The following is a 14,927-nucleotide window of genomic DNA, read 5'->3' as shown; positions in this document are numbered from 1 at the left end:
GCCATGACCATGCCTTTCGACGCTGCTTCGACGCCGCTTTCCCTTCCTCGATGGCACAGCCTGCAAGGCGACGAGACCGGTTCCCGGTTGAGTCTGACCCTGGAGGGGCGCCCGCTGATCCAGGTACGCCTGGTGCCCGCCGACCCTGTGCAGGTTCACCTGGAAACCGTCTGCCCGGATCGCGGCGTCCAGGCCCTGTGGGCTGCCTGCTACTGGCTGCTGTCGCGCGATCCCGCCTGCCAGCGCCTGGCCTGGCATGTGCCGAAGGCGCCAGCGTGGGTACCGTCGTTGCTGGCGAGCGGCCTGCTGGTGCCCAGCGAGCAAGCGCACGTGTTGATCTGCGAGCGAGCGCTGTTCTGGCAGTTGCCGCAGCCCTGGCTTGGCGAGGTACAGAGCGGTGTCTACCCGCAGCAGATGCAGATCAGCAACGGCAAGCGCCATCCACGCCGCGCCCCCAAACCCCGGGGCGAGGTGTATCGCCGTTTCGATGCGCGCCTGGGGGCGTGGGTGTCGCTACGCACCCTGGAAGTCGAGCAGGACCTGGCGCGGTTCAACCGTTGGCAGAACGAGCCCCGGGTCGCGCACTTCTGGCAGGAACAGGGCAGCCTGGAGCAGCACCGCGAATACCTGAGCAAGCTCGAGGCAGACCCGCACACCCTGACACTCATCGGCTGTTTCGACGATGAGCCGTTCGCCTACTTCGAAGCCTATTGGGCCAAGGAAGACCGCATCGCGCCGTTCTATCCGGCCGACGACTACGACCGCGGTATCCATATGCTCGTGGGCGAACAGGCGCACCGTGGTCCGCACAAGGTGGCGAGCTGGATGTCGGCGCTGGTGCACTACCTGTTCCTTGACGACCCGCGCACCCAGCGCGTCGTCGCCGAGCCGCGCGCCGACAACGGCAAGATGATCGGCTACATGCACGATCAGTGCTTCCACTGCGACAAAGAGTTCGATTTCCCGCACAAGCGGGCGGCGCTGATGATCCTGGGGCGTGAGCGTTTCTTCGATCGTTGCACGCTGGTCTAGCGGCGCGCAGGGCGTGGGCCGCTGTGCGGCCCGATCACGCTGACAGGTGCCGTGCGGTACCTGTGAGGCGGTCAGCCCTCGGCCTGGCGGCTGTTCTTGCGGCAGTGGATCAGCGCGTCGCGGATCATGAAGTTGACCAGCGTTGGTGAGACCCCGAGCTCCTTGGCGATGTCTTTTTGCGGCACGCCGTGCAGGCGGTACATCTCGAACGCGTAGCGAGTGCGCTGGGGCAGCTCGTTGAGCGCTTCGGCGATGTGCTCGAGGGTCGCCAGGTTGATGTGGGTGGCTTCTGGCGAGGCATTCTGGATCACCACGTTCATGCCTTCTTCCTCGCTGCCCGAGTACTTCAGCTCCATCGCCTGCTTGCGGTAGTGGTCGATGGCCAGGTTGCGCACGATCTGGAACAGGTAGCTGAGCTGGGCCTTGAACGATGACGTGATCTGCGGCGCGGAACCGAGCCGGAAGAAGGCATCCTGCACCACATCCTCGGCGCGCGACCGACAGCCCGTGATACGGGCGGCAATCTTGACGAGGATGCTGCGATTGTCGACGAACGCCTGGAGTAATGGTGAATCGCACTTACTTGTGGATAGTTGTTCCGCCATGGAAATCACCTTGTCTCTGTGAGGAAAGGGAGCACACCGATTAGTCATGCTTCCTACAACGTGCGACAAACTATTCAGAATGATAATGATTGTCAAATACAGAAGTAAGTGAGTCTCTATTCGATTGTGGTCTAAGCTGCATCCCCTCCATGACCCCTGTGTGAACGTCGTTCGCAGGCCCGCGACGTTTCTAATTATTTCTCCGGCCCATCCGTTCCCCTGTGTACATCCGGCCGCCGACTGCCGCCCGCCCGACGTGCCTTGCGCACCTGGCCCGGCTCCGGCCCGACTTACCCAGACACTGGCAGGAACACTCCATGACGGACGCCTTCGAACTCCCGCTCACGCTGGTCCAGGCCCTGGCGCAACGCGCCGCGGCGACCCCGGACCGGATCGCCTTGCGCTTTCTGGCCGACGATCCCCGCGAACAGGCGGTGCTCAGCTACCGCGAGCTGGACCTGCGCGCCCGTACCATCGCCGCCGCCCTGCAGGCCCGTGCCACGTTCGGCGACCGGGCGATCCTGCTGTTTCCCAGCGGTCCGGACTATGTCGCGGCATTCTTCGGCTGCCTGTATGCCGGAGTGATCGCAGTGCCGGCCTATCCGCCGGAGTCTTCGCGCCAGCACCATCAGGAGCGGCTGCTGTCGATCATCGACGATGCCCAGCCGCGTCTGCTGCTGACGGTAGAAGCGCTTCATGACAGTTTGCAGGGCCTTGATGCTCTGGCGACGGATGCCGCCCCGGGCCTGCTGGCGGTGGACCGCCTGGCCCCTGAGCTGGCCGACGACTGGCGTGAACCGGCGCTGGCCGGCGAGCACATCGCCTTCCTGCAGTACACCTCTGGCTCCACCGCGCTGCCCAAGGGTGTGCAGGTCAGCCATGGCAACCTGGTGGCTAACGAGCAACTGATCCGCCAGGGTTTTGGCATCGACCTCAACCCTGACGATGTGATCGTCAGCTGGCTACCGCTGTACCATGACATGGGCCTGATTGGCGGCCTGCTGCAACCGATCTTCAGCGGCGTGCCCTGTGTGCTGATGTCGCCGGGCTACTTCCTCGCCCGGCCCCTGCGCTGGCTGCAGGCGATCAGCGAATACGGTGGCACCATCAGTGGCGGCCCGGATTTCGCCTACCGCCTGTGCAGCGAACGGGTCAGCGAAGCGGCCTTGGCCGGGCTCGACCTCAGCCGCTGGCGGGTGGCCTACTCCGGTTCCGAGCCGATCCGCCAGGACAGCCTCGAGACGTTTGCCGGCAAGTTCGCCGCCTGCGGCTTCCAGGCGAGCAGCTTCTTCGCCAGCTACGGGCTGGCCGAAGCCACTCTGTTCGTCAGCGGCAGCCGACGCGGCCAGGGCATTGGCGCGCTGGAGCTCGATGCCGAGGCCTTCGCCGCCAACCGCGCCGAGCCTGGCAAGGGCAGCGTGCTGATGAGCTGCGGCTATCCGCAGCCGGGCCATGCGGTGCGTATCGTCGAACCGGAGCAACTGGCGGTGCTGGGCGATAACCGGGTGGGCGAAATCTGGGCCGGCGGCCCGAGCATTGCGCGGGGCTACTGGCGCAACCCCGAGGCCACGGCGCGTACCTTTGTCGAGATGGACGGCCAGACCTGGCTGCGCACCGGCGACCTGGGCTTCATGCGCGATGGCGAGGTGTTCGTCACCGGGCGGTTGAAGGACATGCTGATCGTGCGCGGCCAGAACCTCTATCCGCAGGATCTGGAGAAGACCCTCGAGCGTGAGGTCGATGTGTTGCGCAAAGGGCGCGTGGCGGTGTTCGCCGTGGACGATCGAGGCGAAGAGGGCATCGGCGTTGCGGTGGAAGTCAGCCGCAATGTGCAGAAGGCGATGCCTGCGCAAGCGCTGATCAAGACCCTGCGCCAGGTCATCGCCGACGCCTGCCGCCAGGCGCCGGCCGTGGTCTTGCTGCTCAACCCGGGGGCGCTGCCCAAGACCTCCAGTGGCAAGCTGCAGCGTTCGGCCTGCCGTCTGCGCATGAGCGACGGCAGCCTCGATTGCTATGCTCGCTTCCCGGCAGATGCCGCGTCCTCCGAGCGGGGTGCCAGCGGCGATGCCCTGCAGATGCGCATTGCGGCGGTATGGCGCGACCTGCTCAAGGTCGAGGCGGTGACGGCGGACGATCATTTCCTGCTGCTGGGCGGCAACTCCATCGCCGCCACCCAGGTCACCGCGCGGCTGTCCGACGAGCTGGGTGTCACGCTCAGCCTGCGTACCCTGTTCGAAGCGCCTGTACTGGCCGACTACAGCGCGGCAGTGGCCTGCGTGCTGGAGCTAGGCGGGCAGGGCACCGGCGCCATCGCCGCCCTCGATCGCGCCAAGGCATTGCCGCAGTCGCTGGCGCAGAACCGACTGTGGTTGCTGTGGCAACTGGAGCCGCAGTCCGCTGCCTACAACATCCCTGCCGGCCTGCACCTGCGTGGCGAACTGGACGAGGCAGCGCTGCAGGCGAGCTTCCAGGCGCTGGTCGAGCGTCACGAATCCCTGCGCACGCGCTTCAGCGAAGTGGATGGCGAGGCCCTGCAGCATGTGCTGGCGCATGCCGACTTTGCCTTGCAGCGTGTCGATCTCGAAGGGGTGGACGCCAGCGAGGTCGCCAATCGTCGCGAGCATGAGGCCCGCCAACCCTTCGACTTGCTCCAAGGGCCGCTGCTGCGCGTGACCTTGGCGCGCCTGGACGATGAAGAACACCAGTTGTGGGTAACCCTGCATCACATCGTCGCCGACGGCTGGTCGCTGAATATCCTGCTCGAGGAGTTCGCCCGACTCTACACCGCCCACTGCCAGGGCCAGCAACCCAATCTCGCGCCCCTCGCGCTGGGCTACGCCGACTACGGCACCTGGCAGCGCCAGTGGCTGGCAGAAGGTGAGGCTGCACGTCAGCTGGAATACTGGAAGGCGCAACTGGGCGACGAATTGCCGGTACTCGACCTGTGCACCGACCATCCACGCTCGGCGCTGGGCGAGCAGCGCGCTGCGCGCCTGAACATGAAGGTGCCCGCCAAACTCGGCGAAGCTCTCAAGGGCCTGGCCCGTGACCAGCAGGCCAGCCTGTTCATGGTCCTGCTGGCGGGCTGGCAAGCCTTGCTGCAGCGCTACAGCGGCCAGTCCGACATCCGCGTCGGCGTCCCCAACGCCAACCGCCCGCGCCTGGAAACCCAGGCCATGGTCGGCTTCTTCATCAACACCCAGGTCATGCGTGCCGAGTTCGACGGCCGTACGCCGTTCGACCAGTTGCTGGCCCAGGTGCGTGAGCGCACCCTTGGCGCCCAGGCGCACCAGGACCTGCCATTCGAGCAACTGCTCGAAGCGCTGCCCCAGGCCCGTGAGCAGGGCCTGTTCCAGGTCATGTTCAACCACCAGCAGCGCGACCTGTCCGCGCTGCGCCGCCTGCCCGGACTGCTTGCCGAAGAGCTGCCGTGGCACAGCCGCGAGGCCAAGTTCGACCTGCAACTGCACAGTGAGGAAGACCACCAGGGCCGGCTGACACTGGCCTTCGACTACGCCGCCGAGCTGTTCGACGCCAGCACCGTCAAGCGCCTGGCCCAGCACCTGCTGGCGCTGCTCGAACAGGTCTGCGCGCAACCGCAGCTGGCCGTGGGCGAAGTGCAACTGCTGGATGAGCCAGGCCGCGCGCAACTGCTCGCCTGGGGTCAGGCCCCTGCCGAGCCCGCCAGAGCCTTGCTGGTCGAGCAGCTCAACGAGCAGGCACGCCTGACACCGGAGCGCGTCGCCCTGGTGTGGGAGGGCGGTCAGCTCGACTACGCCAGCCTGCACCAGCAGGCCAACCGCCTGGCTCACTACCTGCGCGACAAGGGCGTCGGCCCGGACACATGCGTGGCCATCGCGGTCGAGCGCTCGCCGCAACTGCTGGTCGGCCTGCTGGCGATCCTCAAGGCGGGCGGCGCCTATGTACCGCTGGATGTCGACTACCCGGCCGAACGCCTGGCCTACATGCTCGCCGACTGTGGTGCGGGCCTGCTGCTGAGCCAGAGCACCCTGCTCGAGCGCCTGCCCCAGGTCGAGGGCGTCAGTACCATCGCGCTGGACCAGTTGCACCTGGACACCTGGCCCAGCCAGGCCCCGGGCCTGCGCCTGGAAGGCGAGCACCTGGCCTATGTGATCTATACCTCCGGCTCCACCGGTCAGCCCAAGGGCGTGGGCAACACCCATGCTGCCCTGGCCGAACGCCTGCAATGGATGCAGGCCACCTATGCGCTGGACGACCGCGACGTGCTGATGCAGAAGGCACCGATCAGCTTCGACGTGTCGGTGTGGGAATGCTTCTGGCCGCTGGTCACCGGCTGCCGCCTGGTACTGGCAGGCCCTGGTGAGCACCGCGATCCGCAGCGCATCGCCGCACTGGTGCAGCAGCATGGCGTGACCACGCTGCACTTCGTGCCGCCGCTGTTGCAGGTGTTTGTCCAGGAGCCGCTGGCCGCAGGTTGCACCAGCCTGCGTCGGCTGTTCTCCGGCGGCGAGGCGCTGCCTGCCAGCCTGCGCGACCGGGCCCTGGCCTTGCTCCCCCAGGTGCAGTTGCACAACCGTTATGGCCCGACCGAGACCGCGATCAACGTCACCCACTGGCACAGCCAGCGCGAGGATGGCGAGCGCTCGCCCATCGGCCGTCCACTGGCTAATGTGCTGTGCCGTGTGCTGGATGATGAATTCGAACTGACCGCACCGGGCGTGCCGGGCGAACTGTGCCTGGGCGGCGCGGGCCTGGCCCGTTGCTATCTGGGACGTCCGGGACTCACCGCCGAGCGTTTCGTGCCGCAACCCGATGGCGACGGTCAGCGCCTGTACCGCAGCGGCGACCGCGCGCGCTGGCTGGTGCACGACGGTGCGCTGGAATACCTCGGGCGCCTCGACCAGCAGGTCAAGGTGCGCGGCTTCCGCGTCGAGCCTGAAGAAGTCCAGGCCGTGCTGCTGGCCCAGCAAGGTGTCGAGCAGGCGTTGGTGCTGATCCACCGCGACGCTGTCGGCGCGCAGTTGGTCGGTTACTACAGCGGCGTCGAGCAGAGCGCCGCCTTGCTGGCGACCCTCGGCGCGCAACTGCCCGCCTACATGGTGCCAGCGCAGTTGGTTCACCTCGCGCAGATGCCCTTGGGCCCGAGCGGCAAGGTCGATCGCAAGGCGCTGCCGGCGCCGGTCTGGCAGCAACGCCAACACGTCGAGCCGCAGTCCGCGCTGGAGCGGCAAGTGGCGGCGATCTGGCGCGAGGTGCTGAACCTGCCCCAGGTAGGCCTGCAGGACGACTTCTTCGCCCTCGGTGGCCACTCGCTGCTGGCCACCCAGATCGTTTCGCGCTGCCGCCAGGCCTGTGACGTCGAGCTGCCGCTCAAGGCGCTGTTCGAGGCCAGTGAGCTGGGTGCCTTCTGTGCCGAGATCGCGCGGATCCGCGCCAGCGGTGGTTGCAACCTGCAGGGGGCGATCACCCGTGTCGATCGCCGTCAGGCCGTGCCGCTGTCCTACTCGCAGCAGCGCATGTGGTTCCTCTGGCAGATGGAACCGGACAGCCCTGCGTACAACGTCGGCGGCATGGCGCGTCTATGCGGCGCGCTGCATGTGGACGCTTTCGAACGTGCCCTGCAGGCGTTGATCGTCCGCCACGAGACCCTGCGCACCACCTTCCCCAGCATCGATGGCAAGCCCTACCAGTGCGTGGCCGACGACAGCGGCCTGCACCTGGACTGGCAGGACTTCAGCGCGCTGCCGGCCGACAATCGCCAGCAGCGCCTGCAGCAACTGGCCGACGAGCAGGCGCACCAGCCGTTCGACCTGGAGCGTGGTCCGTTGCTGCGTGCCTGCCTGGTCAAGGTGCAGGAGCGTGAGCACTATTTCGTCCTGACCCTGCACCATATCGTCACCGAAGGCTGGGCGATGGACATCTTCGCCCGTGAGCTGGGCGAGCTTTACGAAGCCTTCGTCGACGAGCGCGAATCGCCGCTGCAGCCGCTGCCAGTGCAGTATCTGGACTACAGCGTCTGGCAGCGCCAGTGGCTTGAAGGCGGGGAGGGCGCGCGCCAGCTCGACTACTGGAAAGCGCGCCTGGGCGACGAGCATCCGGTCCTGGCACTGCCGACGGACCGCCCGCGCCCAGCGGTGCAGAGCCATCGCGGCGAGTTGTATCGCTTCGACCTCGATCCGGCGCTGGTCGAGCGTGTGCATGCGTTCAACAGCCAGCGCGGGCTGACCCTGTTCATGACCATGACCGCCACGCTGGCCGCACTGCTGCACCGCTACAGCGGCCAGCGCGACCTGCGTATCGGCGCGCCGGTGGCCAACCGCATCCGCCCGGAAAGCGAGGGGCTGATCGGTGCCTTCCTCAACACCCAGGTGCTGCGCTGCGAACTGGATGGGCAGATGAGCGCCGCCGCACTGCTCGAGCAGATGCGTCAGACCATCATCGACGGCCAGTCGCACCAGGACCTGCCGTTCGAACAACTGGTCGAAGCCCTGCAGCCGCCGCGCAGCAGTGCCTACAACCCGCTGTTCCAGGTAATGTGCAACGTGCAGCGCTGGGCCTTCCAGCAAAGCCGAACCCTGGCAGGCATGCAGGTGGACTACCTGGTCAACGACGCCAGCGCCACCAAGTTCGACCTGTACCTGGAAGTCACCGACCTGGACGGCCGGCTCGGCTGCTGCCTGACCTACAGCCGCGACCTGTTCGATGAGCCGCGCATCGCGCGCATGGCCGAACACCTGCAGCAGTTGCTGGCGGCGATGCTCGAAGATCCGCAGCAACGCCTGTGCGAGCTGCCGATGCTGTCGGGTGCCGAGCAGCAGGAGCTGGTCGGGCAGCTTCAGGGCGAACAGGATTTCGATCTTGACCAGACCCTGCACGGGCTGTTCGCCGCCCAGGTGGAGCGCACGCCGCAGGCGCGGGCCTTGACCTTCGCCGGCCAGCACCTGAGCTACGCCGAGCTCGATCAGCAGGCCAACCGTCTGGCCCGAGCCCTGCGTGAGCGCGGAGTTGGCCCGCAAGTGCGGGTGGGCCTGGCGCTGGAGCGCTCGTCGCAGATGGTGGTCGGCCTGCTGGCGATCCTCAAGGCCGGTGGCGCCTATGTGCCGCTCGATCCGGAATACCCGCTCGAGCGCCTGCACTACATGATCGAGGACAGCCGCCTGGACCTGCTGATCGGCCAGCGCGAGCTGCTCGCGACCCTTGGCGAACTGCCGGCCGGTGTCGTCACCTGGAGCCTGGAGGACGACGCAGCGTCGCTGTCCGCCTACAGCGATGCGCCACTGGACAACCTCAACCTGCCGCAGCACCAGGCCTACCTGATCTACACCTCCGGCTCCACCGGCAAGCCCAAGGGCGTGGTGGTCAGCCATGGCGAGATCGCCATGCATTGCCAGGCGGTGATCGCCGACTTCGGCATGCGCAGCGACGATTGCGAGCTGCATTTCTATTCGATCAACTTCGATGCGGCCAGCGAACGCCTGCTCACGCCGCTGCTGTGCGGGGCGCGGGTGGTGCTGCGCGCCCAGGGGCAGTGGGGCGCCGAAGAGATCTGCGACCTGGTGCGCGAGCAGCAGGTGAGCATTCTCGGTTTCACCCCGAGCTATGGCAGCCAGCTGGCGCAGTTCCTGGCCGGACGTGGCGAGCAACTGCCTGTGCGCCTGGTGATCACCGGCGGCGAAGCGCTGACCGGCGAGCACTTGCAGCGCATCCGCCAGGCCTTCGCCCCGCAGCAATTCTTCAATGCCTACGGCCCGACCGAAACCGTGGTCATGCCGCTGGCGTGCCTGGCCCCCGAAACCTTGTCGGCCGATGCGGGCAGCGTGCCGATTGGCCGCATGATCGGGGCGCGCACCGGCTACATCCTCGACGAGGACCTGGCGCTGTTGCCCCAGGGCGGCATCGGTGAGCTGTATGTCGGTGGCGCGGGCCTCGCCCAGGGCTATCACGATCGCCCGGGGCTGTCGGCCGAACGTTTCGTCGCCGACCCCTTCAGCCATGACGGTGGCCGGCTGTATCGCACCGGCGATCTGGTGCGCCTGCGCGCCGACGGGTTGGTCGAGTACATCGGCCGCGCTGACCAGCAGGTGAAGATCCGTGGTTTCCGCATCGAGCTGGGCGAGATCGCAAGCCGCCTTCAGGAGCACGCCGATGTCGAGGAGGCCGTGGTTCTGGCCCTCGACCTGCCGGGCGGCAAGCAACTGGTGGGCTACCTGGTCTGCGCTCAGGCCAAGGCGAGCAGTGATGCCCAGGCGCACCTGCGCGAGGCGGTCAAAGCCCATGCACGGCAACACCTGCCCGACTACATGGTGCCTGCGCACCTGGTACTGCTCGATCGCCTGCCGCTGATGGGCAATGGCAAGCTCGACCGTCGTGCGCTGCCAGCGCCGGATCTCGAGCAGGCACACCAGCTGTACCAGGCGCCGGCCAATGAGTTGGAGGCGCAGTTGGCGCAAATCTGGCGCGAGGTGCTCAATGTCTCGCGCGTGGGTGTGCAGGACAATTTCTTCGAACTGGGCGGTGACTCGATCCTGTCGATCCAGGTGGTCAGCCGCGCCCGTCAGTTGGGCCTGCAGTTCACCCCGCGCGACCTGTTCCAGCACCAGACCATCCAGACCCTGGCAACCGTGGTCACCCACGGCGCGGGGCCAACGCATGTGGAGCAGGGGGCGCGTCAGGGCCGTATCGGCCTGACGCCGATCCAGCATTGGTTCTTCGACAGCGAAGTGCCGCAGCCGCAGCACTGGAACCAGGCTGTGCTGCTCGAAGCACGCAAACCGCTGCTCGCTGACCGGCTTGAGGCCGCGCTGGCGGCGCTGGTGCAGCATCACGACAGCCTGCGCCTGCGCTTCACCCAAGTGGCTGGCCGCTGGCAGGGGGAATACGACCAGGCCGGCGCCCAGCCGCTGCTGTGGACGGCGACCGTCGCTGACTTCGACGATTGCCAGGCGCTCTATACCGACGTGCAGCGCAGCCTCGACCTGCAGCAAGGGCCCCTGTTGCGCGGCCTGCTGCTGACCGATGGCGCAGGCGCGCAACGCTTGTTGCTGGCCATCCATCACCTGGTGGTCGACGGCGTGTCCTGGCGTGTAGTGCTGGAGGACCTGCAGGCGCTGTACCGCGGTGAAACCCTGGCGGCCAAGACCCATGCCATGGGCGACTGGTCGGCGCGTCTGGCCAGCTATGCCGGCAGCGACTCGCTGCGTGACGAGCTGGGCTGGTGGGAGGGACAGCTGGGGCGTGTGCGCCGCGAGCTGCCGTGCGATCACCCGCAGGGCGGCAACCTGCACCGGCATGCGCGCACCTTGGCCATCGAGCTCGACACCGAGCAGACCCGCCAACTGTTGCAGCAGGCGCCAGCGGCCTATCACACCCAGGTCAACGACCTGCTGCTGACCGCTCTGGCGCGCACCCTGAGCCACTGGAGCGGCGATGAGCAGGTGCTGGTACAGCTCGAGGGGCATGGGCGCGAAGGGCTGTTCGAAGATATCGACCTGACCCGCAGCGTCGGCTGGTTCACCAACGCCTATCCGCTGAGCTTGAGCCCGGCAACCGGCGACGACGATGCCGCGCGCAGTGCGTCGATCAAGGGCATCAAGGAACAACTGCGTCAGGTGCCGCACAAAGGGCTGGGTTATGGTGTGCTGCGCTACCTGGCCGATTCTGCGGGGCGTGAGCGCATGGCGGCGTTGCCACAGGCGCGCATCACCTTCAACTACCTCGGGCAGTTCGACCAGCAGTTCGACGCCAATGCCGTGTTCCAGCCGCTGGATGCCCCTGCGGGGCTGGCCCATGACCCGGACGCGCCACTGCCCAACTGGCTGAGCGTGGATGGCCAGGTCTATGGCGGTGCCTTGCAACTGCGCTGGACCTTCAGTACAGAGCGCTACGACGAGGCGACCATCGCCGAACTGGCCGAAGCCTATCGCCAGGAACTGCTGGCGCTGGTCGCCCACTGCCTGGTCGAGGGCAACGGCAGCTTCACGCCGTCGGACTTCCCGCTGGCCCAACTGACCCAGGAGCAGATCGACACGCTGCCGGTGCCGGCTGGCGAGATCGAGGATGTCTACCCGCTGACGCCAATGCAGGAAGGGCTGCTGCTGCACACCCTGCTGGAACCCGGCACCGGCATCTACTACATGCAGGACCGCTACCGCATCAACAGTGCGCTGGAGCCGGAGCGCTTCGCTCAGGCCTGGCAGGCGGTGGTGGCGCGCCACGAGGCCCTGCGCGCGTCGTTCAGTTGGAACGCCGGCGAAGCGATGCTGCAGATCATCCACAAGCCCGGCAAGACCGCCGTCGACTACCAGGACTGGCGCGACCTCGACGACGCCAGCCAGGAAGCCCGCCTGCAAGCCCTGCACAAACAGGAGCGTGAGGCCGGATTCGAGTTGCTGCGCGAGGCGCCGTTCCACCTGCGCCTGGTGCGCGTGGCCGATGAGCGCTACTGGTTCATGATGAGCAACCATCACATCCTCATCGATGCCTGGTGTCGCTCTTTGCTGATGAACGATTTCTTCGAGATCTACCAGGCGCTGGGCGAAGGCCGTGCCGCGCAGTTGCCGGTGCCGCCGCGCTATCGCGACTACATCGGCTGGCTGCAGCGCCAGGACCTGGACGAAGCACGCCAGTGGTGGCAGGCCAACCTGGCCGGCTTCGAACGCGCCACGGCGATCCCCAGCGACCGCCCGCTGCGCCATGACCACGCCGGGGACGGCATGATCGTCGGCGATTGCTACACCCGCCTCGAGGTGAGCGAGGGGGCGCGTCTGCGTGAACTGGCGCAGGCTCATCAACTGACCGTCAACACCTTCGCCCAGGCGGCCTGGGCACTGGTACTGGCCCGCTACAGCGGCGAGCGCGACGTGGTGTTCGGGGTGACCGTTGCCGGGCGCCCGGTGGGCTTGCCGCAGATGCAGCGCACGGTCGGGCTGTTCATCAACAGCATCGCCTTGCGCGTGCAGCTGCCGGCGGCCGGCGAGCGCCAGAGCGTGCGTCAGTGGCTGCAAGGCCTGCTCGATCGCAACATGCAGTTGCGTGAGTACGAGTACCTGCCGCTGGTGGCGATCCAGGAGTGCAGCGAGCTGCCCAAGGGGCAGGCGCTGTTCGACAGCCTGTTCGTGTTCGAAAACGCGCCGGTCGAGAGCAATGTGCTTGACCACGCCCAGCACTTGAACGCCAGCTCCGACTCGGGCCGTACCCACACCAACTTCCCGCTGACGGCGGTGTGCTACCCGGGCGACGACCTGGGCCTGCACCTGTCGTTCGACCAGCGCTACTTCGACTACCCGACCGTCGAGCGGCTGCTGGCTGAATTCAAGCGCCTGCTGCTGGCGCTGGTCGAAGGCTTCGAGGGTGAGGTCCAGGCACTGCCACTGCTGGGTGCCGACGAGCAGCGCTTCCTGCTCGAGGACTGCAACCGCACCGAGCACGCCTATACCTTGGAGCAGAGCTATGTCGAGCTGTTCGAGGCACGCGTTGCGGCGCACCCCGAGCGTATCGCCGCCCGTTGCCTGGAGGCGTCCTACGACTATGCCGGGCTCAACCTGGCCGCCAACCGCCTGGGACATGCGCTGGTCGCAGCCGGAGTGAGCATCGATCAGCCCGTTGCCCTGCTGGCCGAGCGTGGTCTGCCGCTGTTGGGGATGATCGTTGGCAGCTTCAAGGCCGGTGCGGGTTACCTGCCGCTGGATCCGGGCCTGCCCCCCGCGCGCCTGCAGCGTATCGTCGAGCTCAGCCGCACGCCGGTGCTGGTGTGCAGCGCCGCCTGTGCCGAGCAGGCGGGTCAGTTGCTCGACGAGCTGAGCGGGGCGGTACGGCCGAAGCTGCTGGTGTGGGAGGATATCCAGGCCAGCCAGGTCGCTGGCCACAACCCGGGTATCCACAGCGGGCCGGACAAACTGGCCTACGTGATCTACACCTCGGGCTCCACCGGGCTGCCCAAGGGCGTGATGGTCGAGCAGCGCGGCATGCTCAACAACCAGCTGAGCAAGGTGCCGTACCTGGCGCTGGACGAGCACGACGTGATCGCCCAGACCGCTTCGCAGAGCTTTGACATCTCGGTGTGGCAGTTCCTGGCAGCACCGCTGTTCGGGGCCCGTGTCGAGATCGTGCCAAATGCCATTGCCCACGATCCCCAGGGCTTGCTGGCGCATGTCCAGGCCAGCGGTATCACCGTGCTGGAAAGCGTGCCTTCGTTGATCCAGGGCATGCTGGCCGACGATCATCAGGCATTGGATGGCCTGCGCTGGATGCTGCCGACCGGCGAGGCGATGCCTCCGGAGCTGGCCGCCCAGTGGCTGGAGCGCTATCCGCATATCGGCCTGGTCAACGCCTATGGTCCGGCCGAATGTTCGGACGATGTGGCGTTCTTCCGTGTCGATGCCGACTCGACCCGCGGCAGCTACCTGCCCATCGGCACCCCGACCGACAACAACCGCCTGTACCTTTACGGCGAAGAGCAGACGCTGGTGCCGTTGGGCGCGGTGGGCGAGCTGTGCGTGGCCGGCACGGGGGTCGGTCGCGGTTATGTTGGCGACCCGGTGCGTACGGCCCTGGCCTTCATCCCGCATCCGCATGGCGCGCCGGGCGAGCGCCTGTATCGCACCGGCGACCTGGCGCGCCGCCGTGCCGATGGTGTACTCGAATATGTCGGGCGCATTGACCACCAAGTGAAGATCCGCGGCTACCGCATCGAACTTGGCGAAATCGAAGCGCGCCTGCACGAGCAGCCGCAGATTCGCGATGCGGCAGTCGGTGTCCAGGAGGGCGCCAATGGCAAGCATCTGGTTGGCTACCTGGTAGCCCATCAGGGCGTGGTGGCCGATGCGGGTCTGCTCGAGCAGATCAAGCAGCGTCTGCGTGCCGAGTTGCCGGAGTACATGGTGCCGCTGCACTGGGCCTGGTTCGATAACCTGCCGCACAATGCCAATGGCAAGCTCGATCGCAAGGCGCTGCCGGTCATCGAGATCGGTGGCCAGCACAGCCAGGACTACCTGGCGCCGCGCAGCGAGCTGGAAGAGACGCTGGCCGCTATCTGGGGCGAGGTGCTCAAGGCTGAGCGGGTCGGGGTGCGCGACAACTTCTTCGAACTGGGCGGGCACTCGTTGCTGGCCACGCAGATTGCCTCACGCGTGCAGAAGCGCCTGCAACTGAATGTGCCGCTGCGGGCGATGTTCGAGTGCAGCACCGTGGAAGAGCTGGCGGCGTATGTCGAAGGGTTGCAGGGCAGTGCGTTGGATGAGGATAAGGTGGATCGGTTGAGTGATCTGATGGCGGAGTTGGAAGGGTTGTAACAGGCACGACACCAGCGCG

At 66.8% G+C, this 14,927-nt stretch carries 3 protein-coding genes; 2 read left to right on the top strand and 1 reads right to left on the bottom strand.

Features of this window, described 5'->3' with window-relative positions:
* Positions 1-9 precede the first annotated feature (9 nt).
* Positions 10-1,032: a GNAT family N-acetyltransferase gene (locus tag ACNFHO_RS05130; RefSeq protein ID WP_112899605.1), complete on the top strand. Its 1,023-nt coding sequence runs from the start codon at positions 10-12 to the stop codon at positions 1,030-1,032.
* Positions 1,033-1,103: 71 nt separating this feature from the next.
* Here the strand turns inward: ACNFHO_RS05130 and ACNFHO_RS05125 are convergent, their stop codons facing one another.
* Positions 1,104-1,637, bottom strand: a complete 534-nt coding sequence (locus ACNFHO_RS05125) for an RNA polymerase factor sigma-70 (protein WP_054894776.1) — start codon at positions 1,635-1,637, stop codon at positions 1,104-1,106.
* A gap of 317 nt (positions 1,638-1,954) precedes the next feature.
* Between ACNFHO_RS05125 and ACNFHO_RS05120 the strand changes: the two genes are divergently transcribed.
* On the top strand, positions 1,955-14,908 hold the full coding sequence (locus tag ACNFHO_RS05120) for a non-ribosomal peptide synthetase (protein WP_416765519.1): 12,954 nt from the start codon (positions 1,955-1,957) through the stop codon (positions 14,906-14,908).
* The last annotated feature ends 19 nt before the right edge of the window (positions 14,909-14,927 follow it).

The sequence above is a fragment of the Pseudomonas sp. NY15374 genome, from assembly GCF_048068255.1.
In the GTDB taxonomy this organism is placed as follows: domain Bacteria; phylum Pseudomonadota; class Gammaproteobacteria; order Pseudomonadales; family Pseudomonadaceae; genus Aquipseudomonas; species Aquipseudomonas machongensis.
The sequence above is the reverse complement of the archived record's forward strand: the minus strand, read 5'-3'. Positions and strand labels throughout refer to the sequence as shown.